This is a genomic window from Segatella copri, assembly GCF_051861805.1.
GTDB lineage: Bacteria > Bacteroidota > Bacteroidia > Bacteroidales > Bacteroidaceae > Prevotella > Prevotella copri_M.
Genome location: NZ_CP146520.1, coordinates 338788 through 359013 on the forward strand (window position 1 = coordinate 338788; position 20226 = coordinate 359013).

16 protein-coding genes are annotated in these 20226 nt (G+C 44.7%); 1 reads left to right on the plus strand and 15 read right to left on the minus strand.

The window, feature by feature from the left end:
• Positions 1–96: 96 nt before the first annotated feature.
• From V8Z93_RS01275 to V8Z93_RS01310, 8 genes are all read right to left on the minus strand, one after another.
• On the minus strand, positions 97–1455 hold the full coding sequence (locus V8Z93_RS01275; RefSeq protein WP_439432146.1) for a leucine-rich repeat protein: 1359 nt from the start codon (positions 1453–1455) through the stop codon (positions 97–99).
• A 14-nt stretch (positions 1456–1469) separates the two neighbouring features.
• Complete coding sequence (locus V8Z93_RS01280) at positions 1470–2375, minus strand: fimbrillin family protein (protein ID WP_439432147.1); 906 nt, start codon at positions 2373–2375, stop codon at positions 1470–1472.
• A 61-nt stretch (positions 2376–2436) separates the two neighbouring features.
• On the minus strand, positions 2437–3366 hold the full coding sequence (locus tag V8Z93_RS01285) for a fimbrillin family protein (protein ID WP_439432148.1): 930 nt from the start codon (positions 3364–3366) through the stop codon (positions 2437–2439).
• Between the two features lie 22 nt (positions 3367–3388).
• Positions 3389–4366 carry a fimbrillin family protein gene (locus V8Z93_RS01290; RefSeq protein ID WP_439432149.1) on the minus strand — a complete coding sequence of 326 codons (978 nt, stop codon included), beginning with the start codon at positions 4364–4366 and terminating at the stop codon, positions 3389–3391.
• A gap of 23 nt (positions 4367–4389) precedes the next feature.
• The gene (locus V8Z93_RS01295) at positions 4390–4584 is read right to left on the minus strand and encodes a hypothetical protein (RefSeq protein WP_439432150.1); all 195 of its coding nucleotides are present in this window, start codon (positions 4582–4584) and stop codon (positions 4390–4392) included.
• Between the two features lie 1040 nt (positions 4585–5624).
• Positions 5625–6596 (minus strand): IS3 family transposase, encoded by a 972-nt coding sequence (locus tag V8Z93_RS01300; protein ID WP_439432804.1) that lies wholly within the window; start codon positions 6594–6596, stop codon positions 5625–5627.
• Complete coding sequence (locus V8Z93_RS01305; protein WP_203038574.1) at positions 6560–6916, minus strand: hypothetical protein; 357 nt, start codon at positions 6914–6916, stop codon at positions 6560–6562. The genes V8Z93_RS01300 and V8Z93_RS01305 overlap by 37 nt, the downstream gene beginning before the upstream one ends.
• Positions 6917–6982: 66 nt before the next feature.
• Complete coding sequence (locus V8Z93_RS01310; RefSeq protein ID WP_439432151.1) at positions 6983–8131, minus strand: hypothetical protein; 1149 nt, start codon at positions 8129–8131, stop codon at positions 6983–6985.
• A gap of 208 nt (positions 8132–8339) precedes the next feature.
• Here V8Z93_RS01310 and V8Z93_RS01315 point away from each other — a divergent pair, with 208 nt between their 5' ends.
• Positions 8340–8474: a hypothetical protein gene (locus tag V8Z93_RS01315; RefSeq protein WP_439432152.1), complete on the plus strand. Its 135-nt coding sequence runs from the start codon at positions 8340–8342 to the stop codon at positions 8472–8474.
• A gap of 83 nt (positions 8475–8557) precedes the next feature.
• Here V8Z93_RS01315 and V8Z93_RS01320 read toward each other — a convergent pair whose 3' ends face one another.
• The 7 genes from V8Z93_RS01320 to V8Z93_RS01350 all read right to left on the minus strand — a co-directional run bounded on the left by V8Z93_RS01320 (position 8558) and on the right by V8Z93_RS01350 (position 20222).
• The gene (locus V8Z93_RS01320; protein WP_439432153.1) at positions 8558–10279 is read right to left on the minus strand and encodes an AAA family ATPase; all 1722 of its coding nucleotides are present in this window, start codon (positions 10277–10279) and stop codon (positions 8558–8560) included.
• An 86-nt stretch (positions 10280–10365) separates the two neighbouring features.
• Complete coding sequence (locus tag V8Z93_RS01325; RefSeq protein WP_439432154.1) at positions 10366–12249, minus strand: heparinase II/III domain-containing protein; 1884 nt, start codon at positions 12247–12249, stop codon at positions 10366–10368.
• Between the two features lie 146 nt (positions 12250–12395).
• Entirely contained in the window at positions 12396–13304 is a 909-nt protein-coding gene (locus V8Z93_RS01330) for a hypothetical protein (protein ID WP_203041700.1), read from the minus strand.
• A gap of 27 nt (positions 13305–13331) precedes the next feature.
• A complete protein-coding gene (locus V8Z93_RS01335) occupies positions 13332–14093 on the minus strand; it encodes a hypothetical protein (RefSeq protein ID WP_439432155.1) in 762 nt (253 codons plus the stop codon).
• A 46-nt stretch (positions 14094–14139) separates the two neighbouring features.
• Positions 14140–14640, minus strand: coding sequence for an RNA polymerase sigma factor (locus V8Z93_RS01340; RefSeq protein ID WP_203041702.1), 501 nt, complete (start codon positions 14638–14640; stop codon positions 14140–14142).
• A gap of 139 nt (positions 14641–14779) precedes the next feature.
• On the minus strand, positions 14780–16861 hold the full coding sequence (locus tag V8Z93_RS01345; RefSeq protein WP_439432156.1) for a glycoside hydrolase family 127 protein: 2082 nt from the start codon (positions 16859–16861) through the stop codon (positions 14780–14782).
• 292 nt (positions 16862–17153) lie between these two features.
• Positions 17154–20222 (minus strand): efflux RND transporter permease subunit, encoded by a 3069-nt coding sequence (locus V8Z93_RS01350; protein ID WP_439432157.1) that lies wholly within the window; start codon positions 20220–20222, stop codon positions 17154–17156.
• Positions 20223–20226: the final 4 nt, after the last annotated feature.

Here is a 20226-nt window from a genome sequence, read left to right on the forward strand (position 1 = left end):
CATAAAAAACAGAAAGCGGAGATGTGATTACGAATATCACCATATAATCAAGGGTCTATACGTCACCTGTTCATCGTGGCATATAGACCCTTGTCGTTATTCCCAACTCTTTACTGAGTTAAATTGATAGCCGAGGAATATACCATTATCATAGTCTGGGCTGGCAAAGTATTTTTCACCCGTAGGCTTCCAAATATATTGATTCTCGTCAAACTCCATGACTTCCTGATTTTTGGGCAAATACAAATCTATATTTTCTATAGAAGGATCGAGGCCAAAAATTCCACCCCCGTGTTCATAGTCACCTTTTACATCCGTGAGTTCTCCCAAAGTTACTTTTCTCAAATAGTAACATTCTGCAAATGCATATTCATCTATAGCAGAAACATTCGGAGCACAAATTTCTTCCAAATCCACACAGAAGTATAAGGCATTCTTTCCAATTTTTGTCACATCAGGCAAAGTAATAGATTTTAATGCCTCTAGTCCTCTTGATTGGTTGTTCAAACCATTTGCAGGAATTTCCTTGCATCCTATTAGAGTGAGATCTATAGTGCCAGATTTTACTTTCTCAAAAGCTTCACGGATAGCATTAAACTCATTAGCGCCAGCATCAGAAGCGAGGTTGAGTCTTATGGCAGTCTTGCTATCTGCTACTTTTTGCTCAATAGCTGACTTTATTTCTTCTGCACTATTTGCCGAAACAACAGTAGCATCCAGAGCATAACTCTTAGCATTTTTTGATTCTTGCGAGAATTTATAAGTTGCCAAAGGAGCTTCTTCATATTTCACAGTGAATTCGGAATTTGTTACAAAATTACCATATAAATAGGCATTGCCCTTTTCATCAGATGTAAGGGCATAATTTTGATCCCATTTCATATCGCTGCTGCCCGCAGGAGTGAAATAATTGATGCTAACTGTTATTGGCTTATTTGGCATAGTTGCAATGCGCAAGCGGGAATAGTTGCGTGTTGCCTCGGCAAAAGATACATTTATACCCTGACCATTTGGGGTGATATTGGCTTTTCCCTCAATATATTCATCCGTTCCTGCAACCTTACCTTCTTTCAAAACTAATTTGCCAGCTTCCCATTTGTAATTAGGGGCATAATATACATGAGGAAAGGTTGGCACTTCGTCTTCTTTATAAGACAACTCGCCACTTGCCAATTCCCAATTACTGCCATTATATTTAAAAGCAGCATACTTAGTCCCAAAAGTCTTACTGGTCATCTCCAGAAGCAACTCATCTCCTACAGCCCATGAAGTCTTGCCCGGATCAGGTGTACCTATAGCACGAGTCTGTGAATCTCCGAATGCCGGAAATTCACCAACAACCAACTGTACGTTGCTCTTGCCTGCTGTTGTGGTTGTTTCTTCTATATCACTTGTGCATGACGCCATTACTATTGTAACGACTGCCAGCATAATGTATTGAAATATCTTTTTCATATTCTTTCCTCCAATTATTTGAGTTCTTCTTCGTTGTTACTGTCCCAACCTTTCAAATCATCTACGCTGATTCGGGTTAGTTCCACTTTGTCTTTTCCTACATCGAGTTTGTAGGTGTAGCGATGGCCCTCTTGAAACTCCGTATTTGACTTCATTTTTGCATGGAAGTTTTTGTCGCCTATCTTGAATTTCACGAAAATCTCGCCAGCTTTGTATGAACCAGGGATAACGATTGCAGAAAACATACCATCGTCATGCTTACAGGCTTTTACCCAATCTGAATTGCCAGAAGGTGTACTCATGACAAATTGCCCTCGGGCTTGGTCTCCAAAAAATCTAACACTGTTGTTTTTTGAATACACTTGTGGTTCACTAATATCCATATCAGGATAATCCGCAGTACCAACATGATATACTATCGTGACCAGCGACATGCGATGCTTCATAGGAATTCTTACATTGAACTGAGGATAATCGTACCAATATCCAGTTATGAGATCAGCGTTTTTTAATTTACTTTCGCTGCTTTGATCTACCTGTAAATCATACTGTAGATTATTTTGCAAAAAATCCGTGTCAGATGGATATACAGCTAATATAAAATGTTTGTCGACTTCATCTAACCAACGAAAACTTCTATTGCGAGACCATTCGTTTGTTTCCCCATTAAAAGAAAGAACAACCGTACAACCAGGATCAGAATCCGTAAATATACTTACTTTTAGTTTATCTTTATCCTCCCAATTGTTACCGTGTCCCAATGTATTGACACGAGTCTGCATACCTCCAACAGAGAAAGTGGCATTGATTTCCTGCCCTTTCAGCGTAGGAGCCATATCTTCATTTTGCGTACATGCTGTAAAGCCCATAGCCATAAGGCCCATTACCGCATAGGAAATTCTTTGTTTTATCGTCTTCATAATCATCAGTTTTTTATTGTTAGTGAGTTAGTGAGCCGCCAAGCTCACTAACCCTGTATTCCTATTGCTGTTCTGCGTCCAAAGAACCTTCATCACTTGTCTGCCATGCTGTAATGCCAGCTTTGTCTATAACAACACCTGTGTTGTTGATACTTATTGTATATGTGTACAGATAGCCGCCTTTAAACTCATTGTTTGTTGACGAAGGCAATGAAGTAGTGTAAGTATTGATTGTGCCATTGTCAGCTACTTCCAATTCTATATCCATCTTGTTGTTGTCCAAAGACTGAGGGAATACTATGAACTCACAGGTGACACCGTTTTTCAAACTTTTATTATCCACATCGGATTCATAAATTCCTCTATCTCCAGAAATGGCAACTTCACCAGTTTGTGTATTAATAGAACCTGTCTTATAGATACCCTTTAATTTTAAGTTATTTTTAAGGTTCGCATTATTTGCATCAATGCCTTTGCCAGCCTTGAAAGTCAACCGTATCATACTCATGCAATGCTTGAATTGGTTGTCTCCAGTAAATTGCACCTGTGGAGAAGACTTGGTGGCGGTTGCACCAGTTGCAAAGAGAAAATCTGCTGGGCATGGTTCACCTTCCTTTACCTCTGCCATATTCCAATTATTTACAATGCCGTTACCATCAACATTTTCTTGATATGGATAATAGGCATTGAAATTCACGGTTTCTCTTGCGTCTGCAAAATATATTGGATTGTCAGATGTGAAATTTCCGTCACCAGTAGTTGTATATTTCACATTGTCTCCTATTGTATAGCCATATGATGTGACATTTACACCAATGGCATCGTTATTAGACCATGTGTTGTCAGTGGTGGCGCGTGTGACGTTTTTAACAATATCCGCCTTTACGGTAGCAGCAACAGGACTATTGTTGCCGATACCGTCTTCTTCGTTAGCGCAAGCTGCAAACAGCAATGCTGCGGCAGCGATGTATAAGAATCTAAATTTCTTCATAAATGTTGTATTTTAATAGTTATTAATTTGCTACATATTCATTGTTGCCTTCTGCCGGAATCCAGCCTTTAATCGTTCCTTCTACTACAACTCCGGTCTTCCTGATATTGAGCGAAAGGGTATAATACTTGCCCTGCTCCAGGGTGATATCGGCATTCGCCTTCCATGAATAGGTGGTATCACCCAATCGGAAGGAAACCTTCAGAGGCTGGTTGGCTGCCTGGATGGTCTGCGGAACCAGCAGAGAGGAGTATTGGGCAGAGATGTTGGCATGCTCTGCATCCTTTGCCTGGAAAGAAACATTCTCTGGAGTTATGGCCTCTGCTGCGGCATCAGCCTGAACCGTTATCTGCGGCTTGTCCTGAGAAAAGTCGCATACGCCAGACAAAACAGTGCCCTCTACCTTTACATCTTCTATCTTTGACAGATCTACCTCATCATTGGAAAAGGCGGAATCGAAGTTGAAGGTTACCATCAGCTGGCTGAAGGCATGATCAAACTTCACCTCAATAATCTTGTCTTTGTTCTCGCCGACGATGGTTGGAGCATAATCCTTAGCCTTGAACACCAGAAGGTCGGAAGACAGGTCTTCTTTAGTCTGTACGGCTTTCACCGATACAGGGAACTGCTTCTGGGTTGCCAAGGCTTCGCTTATATCAGCCTGATAAGGAGCATAGGCGATAATGTCGGCAGAAGGAATCTCACTCTGCCACAGCATTGGGGTAGCAGAAGTCCACTCTTCGCCGTTCTTCGACATCTTAACATTATTATATTGCAAAGATGAAGCGTGCTCTCCGGAACCCTGTATACAGATGCCGAAGTTTTGCAAGGTGGCAGTTTCGGTGATGCCACGGGTAACAATATCTGATACCTGCGTGGTGATGTGAATGCCGCCAACAGAAGATGGGCTTTCGCCTGGCGTCATGCTATCCTCCTTTGAACAACTCGCCATAAGGAGGAGGGCGCAAGCCATCTGGGGTAATAAACTAGAAAATTTCATATTCATTTCATTTTATATTCATCTTAGTCCCAAATGCTAGTACTTCTAGCCGGGCTGCTTTCTTCCATGTCACCAGAACCCAAAGAACCACCGGATTCAAAACTATTCACAGAAGGTGCTGCGTTGGCGTTACTTCCTGCGAGAATCTGAGTAGCCTCCAATTCGAGAATCTGCATAGATGGAGCTACATACCTTTTCTTAGTTAAAACTTCATTCATGTTTCTATTATGTTTTGATTATAATTTATATTATTTTAATCACTAAATGATGCAAAATTAGAAGATTCTGGGTGCAAATATAAGCATTTTATTTAAAAGTGGGGGGGTAAATTTTGTTGTTTTTGGAGTAAATTTTGTAATTTAGGTGTCGCATTCCTACCAATGCGACACCTAATTTGACAAATTCCTTCAATATTTTTTATTTTGCATCAGTAGTTTTAAAAAAGCATCTGTGTTTTCCGAAAATTGGTCTTGTAAAGAAAGTTTAATACTCCGTTACATTCCATAAGTCTTTACCATTATAATATGCCACCTTGTCATCGTGGCATATAGACCCTTGTCGTTTCCCGCGAAAAAGTTTTTGGTGAGAAAAAGTATCAAAGTCTCATTTTTCGTAGCAAAAGTCCGTTTATACAATTAATAATCAATATGTTAATACGAATGAGACTTTTCTGATAGTTTTACAAGAAGTATCATAGAAGTATCATAAAAGCAGCATAAAGTATCACTGAATGTATCATTGAAGCATAATAGAAGCACCACAAAAGTATCACAAAAGCAACATTTAGCGCCAATGCATAATTGCAACGCAGCTTGCTAATATAGTGCCCAAAAACAGTCCCAAACGTTGGGCACTCTATGCCCATGGTGTGGGCAACCAGTGCCCAGCACATGTTCTCTCGATGCCCAGTACATGGTCTCTAAGTGCCCATGTAACGGGCATCAAGAGACCATGTGGTTTAACGATTTTGGTTGACCACTTTTTATCTTATTTATAAGACGAGTTGACTCGGTTAATACTTATTTATAAAACCAGTTGACTAGTTAAAACTTAGTCATATTTTTTGTTGACTAGTTTTTCTCTTAGTCATATTTTTTGTTGCCACTCATGTTTCATGCAAAAACATGTTGGGGGATAATCCTGAGCGTAGCTTCCTTGGTAAGTTTGGGTTGGGCTCGATGCCCAACTCAAACTTTATACGTTGGTGGCTTAAACCATCACGTAGTTCCTTGGTGGGTGCAAAGATACTAATTTTCTTTTATTTTACCTTAGCTTTTATTGCTTTTTCTCTATAGCTTACCCATTTTTTGTTGATTTCACCCATCTTTTTAGCTGCTTCACGTGGAGTTAGTCCATCAAGGCTCATATGAGGACGCTCTTCATTGTAGAAGTTTATAGCAAGAATCACAGCTTTTTGAACTTCACTAATACTTGCAAACGACATGCCTTTCAGTAACTCATTCTTGATGGTACTGTTCACTCTTTCTGCTACAGCGTTGTCCTTAGGATTTCCGCTTTCCGTCATGCTGATTTTGATGTCATACTTTTTAAGCAAATCCGTATAAGCAAAGCTAGCATACTGGACACCACGGTCAGAGTGATGAATTAGTTGGCTAAGATCATGTCCATCATAATGCTTTAGTGCCATTTTAAGTGCCTCGATGGCATAGATAGCCTCCAATGTTGGAGCCACACTATAGCCAACGATTTCCTTTGTGTAGTAATCGGTAATAAGGGCAAGGTAGCAGAACTTATATTCTCCACTCTCTGGATCGAGGAAGTATGGAATATAAGTTATATCGCTGACAACCAGCTGACAAGGACGTGTTGGCAGTAAGTCTTTGACGATGTTTGGATACAAAGGAAGGTCATGGGTGGAGTCTGTTGTCTTCACCCTACGCTTTACCTTTCTAACCTTCAAATTGTATTTTTCGACTATGTCGTAAAAGCGGTTGTAGCCAACACTTCTTGATGCCCCAAATTGCTTCTGATACATAATCCAAAGTTTGTTGCCGCCAATCCCCGGATCTTTCTTGCGAATATCTTTTATGAACTCCACTACAAAGGCTTCCTGGGCTATTTTTACCATATCACTATCTCCATGCTTGTAATAGGCCTGCTTTGTAACACCAAGTAAACGACACATAGGGGCAACAGGATACTTTCTGTTGTCCCTAGCGTGAAGCCTATTTGCTACTTGGTGCCAGCTTTTTTTAAGTCTATACCATATACTTCCTTGCCAAAAGCGACCATTTCCTCATAGAAGTCCGCACGAAGACGCTCTGTCTTAAGCTGCTTCTTCAATTCTGCTATCTCCTTGACCAAATCTTTGTAGTCTGATGGAGTGATTTCCTTACCTTGCTTCTTCATCTTTTCTGCCAATTCTGGATTTTCGGCTTCAAAGGTACGAATTTTACGCCAAACTGTAGAGCGACCTATACACAATTTAACAGAAATCTCTTGTTGTGTTAGGTGCTCAAGGGTGTACAGACGGTACACTTCCTTGGTAAGTTCGACATCTTTCAATGTTGCTTCTAATGATTCTTTCATGTAATTGAAACTTTAGGAGTCAACCATATTTATAAAAAGACACCATGTACAGGTCGAAATAGTTCATCATTTCTCGCGCTGTGCGAATCGGCAAGCCTCGATGAGTGTCTGCTGCAGCTTGCCACGACCAGCCATCACAGTTTTATTTTGCTTCAACGCGCTGCTAGGCCAGCCATCCTCGAAGCAGGTCACACTGAGATACTCCGAGGTCTTGGCATCTTGGGCAACTGCCTTGCCTATCTCCTTCTTAAACTCGTCTTCCAAGTCCTTGATGTCGCCATCATGATCCTTGCCGTCCTCGGTCTTCTTGCCCTTCAGTCCTTCCATGAAGGCACCCATCGTTCCGTCCATCACCTCCTTCACGGTCTCCTTTGGTATCACGCTGACCACCTCGCAGGAGATTGTGTAGTTGCCATTCTTCTCGAGGCTGGCATTGATATAAGTGTCGTTGGCGTAGCTATCCTTGGTGGCATCCTCGTGCTCGTGATGCTCGCCCACGGCATATTGGCTTCCGTGGTAGGCGAAGAGCAGTTTCAGCTCCTCCAGGTAGCCCTCCACCACCTCGTCGGTGTTAGCCTGGGTGGCTGTCTTCATGAAGTCAAGACCTGTCGCCTTCTTCATTTCCTGCATGATGGGCATGGCGGCGATCTCCTTTATGCCCGCCTTGAAGAGAGCCTTTGCCTGCTTCTTGATTTGCGAGAGATTGGTAATCTTGGTGATGCTACCGTATTCATCGGTCTCAAAGTTGACGGTGGTGCCTATCACGCTCTTGGCGGTGCGCTCCACTACCATGGCCATCATCTTGTCCTGGAAGTTGTCGCCCACCGAATCGGCCTTTACGTCCAGGAAGGTGTAGCTCATCTTATAGCCCTTGCTGGTGGAATCGTTTACCACGAGGCGCACTTGGGTGGATACGCCGAGCGTCTTCACCGTGTCCTTGCCGTTCACCTTCCACTCATTCTCATATATCCAGTATTCGCAGGTGTCGCCCTTGCAGAAGTAGGCCACCACATTCACCACCGAGTCTTCGCCAGCTGTGTCCACTTCCAACGTGTCGGAGTTGTTCGATAGCCATTGACTATCAGCGATTTTCTTGTCAATCGATACCGTGTCCTCTACCTTAGGCGACATTTCTCCGCCCTTCACGATGCCGTGGTTGGCGAACAGTCCGCAAGCTATTATGCAGCTCATCACTATCAACGAGATTTTCTTCATAAGTTCATTTTTATGTTGTTTATTCTTCAAGTTTTTATTTCTCGCTGCAAATTTACGATTTTTTTTTGTAAAAAAAGCCAAACTCCTAAAAAAAACTGTAAAGTTAACCCAAGTTTAACAGTAAGTACGGTGCAACGAGTTAAGCGATTAATAGAACTCCATTGATACGGCAAAACAAGAAGGCCTTGCTGAAGGTATAGAAATAGGCATGGAAAAGGGTATGAACCTGCGAAGCCTTGAGATTGCCAGAAAGATGCTGGTAAAGGGAATGGATGAAGCATCGGTCATGGATATGACGGGGCTGACGGCAGAGGAGATAAAACTGCTGAAAGCGGAGATGTAGATTACAAATATCACAATAAAATCAAGGGTCTATACGCCACCTTGTCATCGTGGCATATAGACCCTTGCTGTTTCCTTAGTTCTTTAATACTCAGCTACTTTCCATAAATCATTACCTTTATAGATGATGGCAATCTTGTGGATAGGCTTTCCATTCATCAGCTGTGGCAATCTTGTGTCTTGCGCATATTGCTCCAACTGAGTCCTTGCTTCTTCCAAGGCCTTGTTTCCTTCTTCATCGGTATCGCCCGTTTTCAGATATTTCAACTCCAAGAGGTAGGCATGGGCTACCTCTGGGAAACGGGTGAGGTCCGGAATCATCGTCAAGTCGCAATAACCACCATTCAACTCCATTTCCTGGATGATGTAGTAATAACCACTATGGTTGAGATAAGCGGCGATGAAACCTTGCAGATTGCGCTCTGCCTGGATGCTGGAGTGAATACTTGTGCAGTTTCGGTAACCCTCGGCGATGTATTCGATGGCTGGCTTGATGTTACCATCCAGAGCCATTACATCGTATCGGTCGGCAAGATGATTATTGTTGATTTTGGCATCCCTGTTGTATTCATCCAACACATAGCCGTAATATTGGCGGCGTACATTCTCGTTAGGGATTCCCAACTTTACTCTTCTGCCACGCTTGCCAATGATGGTCAGCATGCCGTAATAGTAGAGCAGACTTGGGAACAGGTCAGGGTCAACTAAGTCTTCAGCAGGGAAACTTTCTCTCAGTTCCGCCCAGATGTAACCTTGGTTGATGATTTCTTTCAGCACGCTCTTGCGGTCGCCCTGCAGCTTGTCCAGGAAGATGATCTTCTTCATCTTGGCATAATCGGTCATGGTGTTTGGGTCTACCATCTCGTCCGGCGCTTTGCCAAAACGGATGAAATGGCGGAGATAATAGATAACCATATCCGAATTGAACATCTTGGGGTCTGTAACCAGACTGTCCTTTGCGAAACAATAGTTGTCATACCAAGGCTTCATGTCGGTAATCAGCTGGTCGGTCGGCACCTTGATGAGTCCTACTTCTCTGTAGTATTCTATCATTTCCCGTACCTCGTTCTCGCTGAATCCCAGCATCATGTTGAACATGGGGTCCATGGAGAGATTGGTGCCGATGTTATAGCCGCTGTTGAGGTCGTTCACGGTGACAGGACTTACTCCCATCATCATGATGCGCTGGAACATTCCCTTGAATAGCTTGAAGAAGTCACGGTAGAAGCCTTGTGCATGAGTCAAGGAGTGATACACAGCTTCCCCTTCCTCGCTCAGGATGTTGTTGGTGAAGTTGTCATACTCGTCGATGATAAGGTAAAGTTGCGTACCTTTTCTCTTGGAATAAGTATTCAGTGCATTTAGCTTATAGGAGGCACTTGTAAAGGAAAGATATTCCTTAATATTAAAGCTCTCATCGTAATAAGTTGCATATTTTTGGATAAAATCGTCCAATATGGTACAGCAATAGGCATTGAAGTTCTCCTCCAAGCTACCTTGTCCTGCTACAGCTCTAGAGAAGTCGAAATACAAAACCTGATATTGTCCAAGTCCTTCGGTTGGATGCGACTCAATCCAAGTATCCTTGAATGTGGTATGGAACGAGTCTTTCTTCTCGATGTCGTAGTAGGCTTGAAGCATCGTGAGGAAGACACTCTTGCCAAAACGGCGTGGACGGATGAGATAGAGAAAGTCTCCTGCTTCCTCCATCTTAGGTATAAACATTGTCTTGTCAGCACAGTATCTGTTCTGACTCTTAATCCATGTATAATCGGCAACGCCGTATGGTAATCTCTTGTAATCCATATCTTCTTCGTTTTATCGAGTACAACTAATTCAATTGCAAAGATAGTGGAAATAATCGGGAATAGCAAGGCTTTTCTCAAAAAAAATCATTTCACAAAGCGATATTTTACCTTCGCCATCGGATAGTTATCGTTCAATCGCAAGATGATGCGATAAACATTATCCTTCCACTGGGTCTTCATGATGCCATCCGTCATCTGCACCTTTTCTACCGATGCCGAAAAATACTGTGCATCATACTCCAACCGCACATTGCCACCCTGAAGCAGGATTCTTCCTGTCTTCTGCACCACAGGCTTGCCGAAAGCCATCAGGATAATCTGATTATCAAATACCTGACCGTTCAGTCGGTCCTTCTCTATCTGCAGGGAATCGAGCTTATACTGTTCGGTTACTTCCACCCAGTTGTATTCCCTATCCAGGACGATGGTACGCTGCCATTTATCCACATGCGCCGCCTCAGTATATGCCTTTTCGAGATTCAGGGTAAGAGAAGAGATGCCCTCGCTGAATACATGGCTCACCTTCTCGGCACGATACTTCTTGCCATCCTTCTGCTCCAATCCGTTGATGATGGGAACATTGTGATAGGCAGAACGGCAGTTCATCAGTTCAAAACGCTGGTTGCTGAATGATTTCGATGTATAGGTATCACGTCCCAGGTCGATGACCACCGGCTGATTGTTGTGATAGACAATAAAGTTGCCGATGTCGTTGTGATTATGGCTTTCGGCATTGTTACCACCTTTTGCAGCCACAAACCAGTTTTTGTTGCTCGCCACCATAATCTGGGAGTTTTCCAGATAGGCATCTTCCGTCTTTGGCTCTACAGCTGCTGTTTCCTGATACTTCGGCAACATGGAGAGGAGCATCAGTTCCCTACCCAGTTTCGGATAGTTGCCCGATTTCAGAAAGAGCGTAGTAGGCTTGAGGGTATATTGGTATTTCTTACCCACGTATGCCGCCAACTGCATCATCTGCAGGTTCTGGAGATAGGCTCCATAAGGAAAGAGGATGTTGATGTTCGGAACGTTCTGAGCCTGGGCATCCGAGAAATTCACGAAGGTAAGGTCGTTGATATACATCGTAGTGATGAATCTGCCCATGTTCTCCACCTTCTTTTTCTGAGCTTCATTCAATGTCAGGACAGCCTGCTTAGGAGCAAACTGCATGAAATAGAGCGACTCGAAGAACGAGGCACCGGCACAGTCCCAATAGCTGACACCTTCCTCGCAACCGCCATCATCGGGATAACCCTTCAGGAAGGTTCGCAGACACTGCTGCACTCCCTTGAAGGCTGCATCGCGCTGCTTGACATCTGATTCGCAAATCAATACCGTTTCCAACCAGTTGCTCGTAATCCAGGTATTCCAGTTGTTGGCATTGTTCTTCCAGCCCTGCGGCTGGTTCAACACCGGTTGCAGGAATCGGCGATCTATCTCGCTTCTCACCTGATCACAGAGTCCCTTTTCCTTCCTGTTGATTTCATCTTCCAGCATATAAAGGGTCCAGGCAAGCATGCCTGCCGTCTCTGCATTGAAGAGATCTACAGGCTGGATATCCTTTTCAGGATGGTCTTTTGGATAATGTGCCGGGATTCCCCACCAGGGTTCCTTCTCTATAAAATAATGTAAGCCCTTGCGGATGGAAGGCAGGAACCGTCCCCTGCCCTGCATGATTTCTGCCATCACCAGACAGACAAACTGTTTTCTGATACCAAAGCTAGCTTCCTCGTATCGGGTACGGTTACCATTGGTTCGGAACTCGGCAAAAGTTTCAGCAGGGATGGCATTCCAAGGCTTCTTCTGATAGAGATTGCCCAACCGGATATAATCGTTGCGCATCGCCACCGGCACCTGCTTCTGCCAGTATTTATCACCCGCCTTAGGGAAAGGCATAAAAAAAGCCTGGGCTTTCACCACTATGGATGAAAGCACCAAGCCTATTATCATTATCAATTTCTTGTTCATATCGTTTGTTTTTTTGCGTACAAAGATACAAAATTATAGCAAGACTAAAGTCTAGAAAAAGATAATTTTAGAGAAAATATCGCTTTAAAGCGGTATTTTACGAGAGAGAGTTTCACATTTTCCTCTGTTTATCCACCCAGAACAGACTACTTTCTCAAAGAATTGGCAGTCAGTTCCAGAAGACTCTGCAGATATTCATCGTCTGTATCCTTCTTCATCTTATTCAGCGAGGAGGCGCAGAATTTCTTCTCGTCAGCATTCAGCAACTTGCCGTATCCTATACAGAGCTTGACTATTTTGTTGGCAATACCCGTCTGGAGGGTACGCCGAGTCACCTGATTTCCGAGATAAGGGTATAAATCCTTGGCATTCTTAAAGGCAGCGCGAAGCGTATTGAGTTGCATCATAAATTCTGCCGCATCCTTTGGCGGAGTCATCTCCAAGTCATAACTGCGAGCCAGATTCCTGTTATACTTGATGCTGCCTAGGGAAACAAGAGAATCCAAACCTTGAACTGCTTTCATCTTATAAGATAATGACACCTTATAGGTTTGCGGATCCTTGGAGTAGAACTTATATACACTGCCCTTTACCGAACGATCCATTCCCTGATACCATACCAAGGCATAAACATATCGCATGGTAGAATCCTTGCTGTCGCGGAAATACTGCAGGTTATAGTTGCGGTCCTTGTGAGTACCAAACTCGTAGGTCATGGAATTGTTATTGCCATATCCCACCCGATTCGTCTCAATGCTGGCAGAACCCGCTTTCTTGGTAAAACTAATATAAGCGAGGCGACTATTGCTCAATAAAGCCTTTTGAAAGGTATCCACCATTTTCTGCTTTCTCTCAGGAATAGCGAACTCAAATCCCTTCATCATACCAATATTATAGGTATTCATCGAGGAAGAAGTAACGAGGTCGTCTTGCGACAAATCCTGTACGAATTTATCAAAAGCCTGGTCGATAGCCGGTATAGGCTTCTGGGCATGGCAAGCCGAAGAGAGCATCATCAGGCAAGCCACAAATGTTAATTTAAAAGTTGTTTTCATATCCTTCTTCTTTTTAATTGTTTCTTGTTAATAAACCTCCTGGTCATCACTCACATGGTCCTCATCATGCACATTCTCTTCGCTTTCGAACGAGGCACTGGCTACTTCGGCATTGAGCGTCTGGGTCTGAAGAGCATTGATGAGATAGAGTTTGAAGAACATTTCATTCTGCTGTGCCTCCATCTCACAGAGATGCTCATCTGCAAGCTTTTCCGGCTCTGCCAACAAAGAATCGGTAGCAATATTCTGGGCTATCCAAAGCTTTGGAGGAGCAGGAGCAAACAGATGCTGACGATATTTCCTCTGCTTGTGCTTCCTTGTTTGGGGAGATACGGAATCACCCGACTTTTTTATCTTTTCAGGCATGGAAAGATTGGCATCTGACGATTTCTCCTCGTGGACAACGGCAGAATCAGCATCCTCCTGAGTCGTTCTGCCATCGAGTTGAGTCATCTTCGAATCATCCCGATGCTCAGTCTGCCGCCCTACCCAAGGAATAGCAAACCCTATCAGCAGGGCGATGGATGCAGCCATGCTAAGCGACAACCATAGGCGGCGCATTCGTGCCTTAGCCTTTGGATGAGCATTTTCTACATGCTCCTCCGCCTCATGGTCAAGAGGCATGCCCTCGTCGAAATATCCAAACATCATCTGGTATTCCTTCAGGTCATCGCTCACATCGGGATGCAGACGAAACCACTCCCCTAGCAGAGCCTCCTCTTCAAGAGTAGTCTCACCAGCCATAAACCGATTGAGCAACAAACGTATATCTTTTTCTTTTTCGTTCATATCATTTTTTCCTCCTTTATTGATTATACCTATTTATATATAAGGGCTATCGACATCTTTTTCTGATTTCCTGCAACATCTGCTTTCTTGCCCTCGATAGCAACACGGATACAGATTCTGTGGTGATGCCCACGATTTGCGCTATTTCCTCAGAGCTTTTCTTCTCTACCTGTCGCAGATAAAGCACCTGATATTGGTTGGAGGGCAGCGCCTTGAGGCGTTTTTGGAGCCACTGTTCGTTCTCCGAGTTTTCCACTTCCACATCGGGCGGCGCATAGTGGCTAGGCGACTTATCGAAAGGCTGGGCATCTATCGAAATCATCTTCCGCTTGCGAAAGAAGTCGATGCAAAGATGCTTGGCTATGCAGCCCATCGAACCTTTGGCATGAGCAGCAGACTGAATGTCTTCCTTGATAGCCCAGAGCTTGAGCATCGCATCCTGTGCGATGTCCTCAGCCTCATCACAGCCAACGCCATAACCCTGACTGATCTGCAAGGCTATCTGCCGCAACTGCGGAACGATATGGATGAATTCATTCTCTGTCATTTGCTCTCTTTTGTTTTATTTGTTCAAAACTACAACATAAACGGAAAAGAAGTGTTTTTCTTAATGGGATTAACCTATATTAACAAGAAAGCCTGGCAAACGACGTTTGCCAGGCTTTCTTGATTAAAAAAACTATTTATTACTTATCCATAAACGACAAGCCCTGATAGAACCAGACATTCATCTGGTTAGCACCACGATGATTCCAGGCATAGTAAGGAATCAGGGTGAGAGGGGTGCAATCTACAGCGACCACTCCCTCCTTCTTCTGGTAGATAATATGGGCAGGAGAGGTAACGATAGCCTTTACGGTGAAGGCTGGGGCTCCCTTGGTCTCCGTGTTCTGGATGCTGTAGTTGTCAACGAGAGTGAAGCTTGGCTTCTCTGGCATAACGGCATGGAGCACAGGTTCATTGCTATTATCCACAGCCTCAGCGCAATATACCAATGGACCGCGCTCTACAGCTATCTTGTCGTTGTCATCAGCAACCTTAGCATTTGCCACTACGGTGCGAACAGGCATATCGAAGTGGATACGAATCACATCACCCTTCTTGATGTTCTTGACAGGAAGATAACCCTTGTTGGCATCGAGGTCAGCCTCTACAGCCTTACCGTTAACAGTTACGCTATAAGCAGGCTTCTCGGCATCGCTATACTTGTAAAGATCGCTAGGCACCACCTGATTGCGAACCCATCCAGGAATACGAACCAGGAGATTGGCATTCTTTACACCGCTCTTCTTCACAGCAATCTTGATATCGCCGTTCCAAGGATACTCGGTAGTCTCCTCCAGAACTACATCCTTGCCATTCACCTTGATGGTAGATGTATTGCCTGCAAAGAGATTCACATAGATATTGTTATCCTTCACGCCATAGAGATAACCTGGAACAGAAGGGATGAAGCGGCACAAGTTACTCGGGCAGCAGGCACATCCGAACCAAGGCTGGCGGGTGGTGTTGCCATCGGCATTAAACTTATACTTGCCATCGCTTGACAATGGGTTTGGATAGAAGAATCTGCCACCATCCATGCTCATACCCGAGATGACACCATTATATAAGGTACGCTCCATGCAGTCGATATACTTGCTCTCGCCGTGAAGCAGGAACATGCGCTCAAAGAGATAAACCATAGAAATGGCTGCACAGGTCTCGTTATAGGCAGTCATGTTTGGCAACTCATAGTTATCACCGAATGCCTCACCGGCATGGCGGGCACCAACTCCACCTGTAAGATAGTATTTCTTGCCAACGATGTTTTCAAAAATGCGGTCGATCACCTTCATATAGGCAGAATCCTTGGTCAAGGCAGCCACATCTGCAATACCGGCATACATATATCCGGCACGCACCGCATGACCTACCGCCTCTTTCTGCTCCAGGATAGGAGCCTGGCTCTGAGAATATGGGTTGCGGATATGAGTCTTGCCACGATAGTCGAGCAGATACTTAGCCTCATCCAGATACTTCTTCTCACCGGTCAAGGTATAGAGACGAGCCAAAGCCATCTCTGCAATCTGATGTCCTGGCACCACGGTAGCCTGACCAGCATTAGGTCCCACCTCCTTTACCACGCAATCGGCATAGCGCTTGGCGATGTTCAGGAACTTGGTGCTACCCGTAGCCTGATAGTGAGCACAGGCTGCATCTACCATGTGACCGAGGTTGTAAAGCTCGTGACTCAAATCCTCGTCCTTGACCCAACGCTTATTTCCCGACCACTGATGTGGATGCTTTGGGTTGATGGTACGGGCTGTATAGAGATAGCCATCTGGCTCCTGTGCCGCACCTACCACATCGAGCACGCTGTCGATGTAAGCCTTCAACTTCTTGTCTGGATAGGTCTGGAGAATGTAGCTGGCACCTTCGATGGTCTTATACACATCGGTATCATCGAAAGAGAAGCCCATAAACTTGCTTACATCCCACTCCTTGGTATCCAAGCCCGGATGGTTAGGATGCTGCAGGGTATAGGCAGCCATCTCGAAGTTCTTGTAGCGGTGCTCGCTCTCGCACTTGCTGAAAGCCAAAGGAATGGTTACCTTTTGGGCAGCCTTCAGGCGGGCACCCCAGAAGGTGTTCTGTGAAATCTTCACACTGGTGAATGGTACTTGAGTGAATGGATAGCCATTGCTCAACACCTTGTTGCTCTTCTGCGCCATTGTTGGCATTGCCACGGCGGCAGAGAGAAGTACTGCTGAAATAAATCTCTTCATTGCTTATCGGGTTTATTGATATTAATTATAGTTGTTGTTTATTCTTTCCTGTCGTAAACTTTCTCTATAAGAAGCCTTACAACGGTGCACAGCTTATGCAAACGAGCGCAATGAAAGCTTGCTTTCAAATGGCCGAGTGCAGCTAAGCTGCTGCAAAGATACACAAAACTTTCCATAATAGTGTAAACTTAACAATAATATTTGGATAATTATCATTAAAGATTATGAATTCTCATGTTTATAGGGCAAAATAATGCTTGCAAATGATAAAAACCCGTTCATTGTAATGACCTCATTTCGTTCTCATTTTCATCAATAGCGGCATGATGAACACCAGCATCGGGATGGAGAAGAGCAAACCGCCCGTCACCCCCGTGGCAAAAGAGAACCAGAAAGGTTCCTCATCCCGCTCCCAAAAGAATGGCAACAACCCCAAGATGGTAGAGACTATCGTCAAGAATATCGGTAAAATCTTGTGATTGAAGGCACAGAGATAAGCCGACACGGCATCCCGCTTGCGCAACTTAACCATTAAATTGTATTGACAAAGTATATAGATGGAAGCATTCACCACGAGACCACTCAACAAGACAAGAGAAGCAAAGCCACCACTGCCAAAGCCTACATCAAACAATACGAAGGTCAAGAATGCCCCCATCAGGGAAACAGGAATCATGAGCACCACAACCCAAGCCTGCCAGAGAGACTCGAAGACCACTGAACAGATGAAAAATATCAAGACTGCCACCACCAAGAGAAGCCAATAGTTTGACTTCTCCTTGATAGGATTGTAATAGGCAGCCGTCTCGCAACGAAAACCTATCGGCATGCTTCTATTGAAATGAGCCATGACGCTATCCATATACTCAGCCGAATAGGTGTACGAACCCAATATATTGAATGCCACATTGAGCACATACTCCTGATTCTCTTTTGGTATAACTTCCTTAGCCTCACGGCGCTGCAACATCATGACATCGGAGAGAAGCACCTGGCTGCTATCTACCAGCATCTGGCTGTTCTCCATACTCCACAAATCATAAGGCACCTGAGGCTCAGGAGCCAGATAAACATCAGCAGGATGCGCCTTGTCCCGATAAGAATCCACATACACCCGCTGCAACAAGCTGCCCAACTTGCGATGCACATCACCAGCCTCAACACCATAAAGGCTCATCCTATCCTTGTCATACCGCATATAGAGTTCCTCCTCTTGGTTCTCAAAGCCAGGAGTCTCCACGGCAATGTCTTGCACCCTAGGATTCTTACCCAAATAATCAGCCATGCTCTCTGCCACCTGATACAGTCGGGCATAGTTATAGCCCGACACCTTGATTTTGGTAGCACGATATTGAAGGTTGATAGAATTGCTAAAACCTCGTTCGCTGATGCCGTAGGTACTCCAGTCGGCACCCCCGACCGTGATAACCTTGCCTATCACCTTCGACTCCAGGCGATAAGGAAAACCGGCAGGCACATTCTTCTTGAATTTCACCGTGATTTCACCTTGCCGACCATCTATGCGAGTAACAAACTCCTTGATTTCAGGATATTTTTTCAGCAATTCCTCCACGATGACCATCTTCTCGTTCAGCTGCACGGCTGTGCCTCCCACAGGCATCAATCCCTGTATATGAAGCACTTTGTCCCCATCAGCTTTTCTGGTCTGCTCATGCTCGTTCAGATAATCAGCAAAGAGCTGAATCGTACCTCCAAAACAAGAAGCCAATTTATCCGTTGTAGCACTTTTCCAATCTTCAGGCAAAGCTTGGAATGGTATGCCGAATGCCCACACCAAGACGATATAGACTATCCATTTGCGGCGCGATGTCATCAAGATATAGCGTCTATAGAAATGATTCCAACAGACCACCCATCTGCGCTTGCCCCTAAAGACGCTCGGAGCTTGGCACTTGCATCTTTGCATGGCTGCAGGCACAAAGAAGAGAGCCACCAGCAAGGCAACAACCAGGTTGATGACGATAATCAGGGCGAAATCATACAAGTCTGCCTGCAATTCCTCTGGCAGGAAAAAGACGATGACAAGCGAGCCTATGGTTGTCAACATCGCTGCCAGCATGGAAAGGAAAGCCTTCCGGTTGTGATAATAGGCATAATGGTCGGCCATGACAATGACAGAATCGATGATAATGCCAAGCGACACCGTAATGCCTGCCAACGAATAAAGATGCAGTTTGATGCCACAAGCACAATAGATGATTACAGCTATCAAGATGTTAGCCGCCAAAGCCGATGTCACCACCATAAGATACCTGGCATTGCGGTAAATGACCCAAACAAAGAGCAGCAGGATGAATAATGAAGCTAGGCTACGCCCTATCAGCTTGGACATTTCTTCTCGTTGGAGTTGAGCCACATCGTATGACAAATGCACATACAACGGACTGTGCAATTCACCCTTGATAGCCTCCATCTCGTCTTGCACCTGGTCAGACAGATGCAAGATGCGAGCTGCAGGCTTTGCATAAACATTCACATATACCGTATTCAATCCATTCACACGATAAAAGCCAGAAGGCTCATATCGCTTGACATGAATCCTAGCCAAATCATTGAGATAAACCACCCGATTGCCATTGACCTTGATGGGAACATCAGCAAGCGACTTTCCATCGCATGCCGTTTTCAATCGAAAAGCAATCCGCTCCTTCCTGTTGTCCACAGTGGTATGCAGCATCGTGCCAACCACTTCATCCTTTCCCAGGAAATTGCGGATTCCATCCTGCAAGTCTTGGCTTGTGATGTCACAAGCAGCAAGTGCCATCGGGTCATAGCTCACCTCCACATACTTATCCGTGGTTCCTGCCACCTCTACCCGGTCCACGCCATCCAGCAACTGCAAGCGTCGCACCACATTTCCTGAAACAAGCTTCTTCAGCATTTCGGGCGGCATATCACCATTCACCTGATAAGTGAGAAGCAGCTGTTGCTCTTGGTGCATTCTCGCACCACCGGTTACCTCGCCACCTTCCACCACAGGATAGCCAGCACCCTTGGGCAACTTGGCATACGACTGGCGCAGCAGAGAAGTAACCGAGAATCGCAAAGCCGCAACATCCACCTTTTCCTTTGCCCAAGCAACAATCTCGCTGCTACCATAGGAAGAGCGGGAGGAAACACGCTCCACCCCTTTCAGCGCAGAGACCATTCCCTCTATCGGTGTCGTCAGATTTTGCTCTACAATCTTAGCCGACACCTGTGGCCATTCGCACCTGATGACCAGACGATTATCCCGCTGGTTCTGAGGTTCGGTACCCACATCCACCAACGGCAACAGAGCCGCACCCACTATCATCAAGATGACAAAGGTCAATATCACAGAGAATGAAGACAGTTTCATTGTT

Coding starts and splice junctions, on each gene's coding strand:
- V8Z93_RS01310 (WP_439432151.1), bottom strand. CDS start 8,131: ATGAAGAAAATCTCGTTGATAGTGATGAGCTGCATAATAGCTTGCGGA.
- V8Z93_RS01320 (WP_439432153.1), bottom strand. CDS start 10,279: ATGGATTACAAGAGATTACCATACGGCGTTGCCGATTATACATGGATT.
- V8Z93_RS01340 (WP_203041702.1), bottom strand. CDS start 14,640: ATGACAGAGAATGAATTCATCCATATCGTTCCGCAGTTGCGGCAGATA.
- V8Z93_RS01290 (WP_439432149.1), bottom strand. CDS start 4,366: ATGAAATTTTCTAGTTTATTACCCCAGATGGCTTGCGCCCTCCTCCTT.
- V8Z93_RS01305 (WP_203038574.1), bottom strand. CDS start 6,916: ATGAAAGAATCATTAGAAGCAACATTGAAAGATGTCGAACTTACCAAG.
- V8Z93_RS01295 (WP_439432150.1), bottom strand. CDS start 4,584: ATGAATGAAGTTTTAACTAAGAAAAGGTATGTAGCTCCATCTATGCAG.
- V8Z93_RS01350 (WP_439432157.1), bottom strand. CDS start 20,222: ATGAAACTGTCTTCATTCTCTGTGATATTGACCTTTGTCATCTTGATG.
- V8Z93_RS01285 (WP_439432148.1), bottom strand. CDS start 3,366: ATGAAGAAATTTAGATTCTTATACATCGCTGCCGCAGCATTGCTGTTT.
- V8Z93_RS01315 (WP_439432152.1), top strand. CDS start 8,340: ATGGAAAAGGGTATGAACCTGCGAAGCCTTGAGATTGCCAGAAAGATG.
- V8Z93_RS01335 (WP_439432155.1), bottom strand. CDS start 14,093: ATGAACGAAAAAGAAAAAGATATACGTTTGTTGCTCAATCGGTTTATG.
- V8Z93_RS01330 (WP_203041700.1), bottom strand. CDS start 13,304: ATGAAAACAACTTTTAAATTAACATTTGTGGCTTGCCTGATGATGCTC.
- V8Z93_RS01325 (WP_439432154.1), bottom strand. CDS start 12,249: ATGAACAAGAAATTGATAATGATAATAGGCTTGGTGCTTTCATCCATA.
- V8Z93_RS01280 (WP_439432147.1), bottom strand. CDS start 2,375: ATGAAGACGATAAAACAAAGAATTTCCTATGCGGTAATGGGCCTTATG.
- V8Z93_RS01345 (WP_439432156.1), bottom strand. CDS start 16,861: ATGAAGAGATTTATTTCAGCAGTACTTCTCTCTGCCGCCGTGGCAATG.
- V8Z93_RS01275 (WP_439432146.1), bottom strand. CDS start 1,455: ATGAAAAAGATATTTCAATACATTATGCTGGCAGTCGTTACAATAGTA.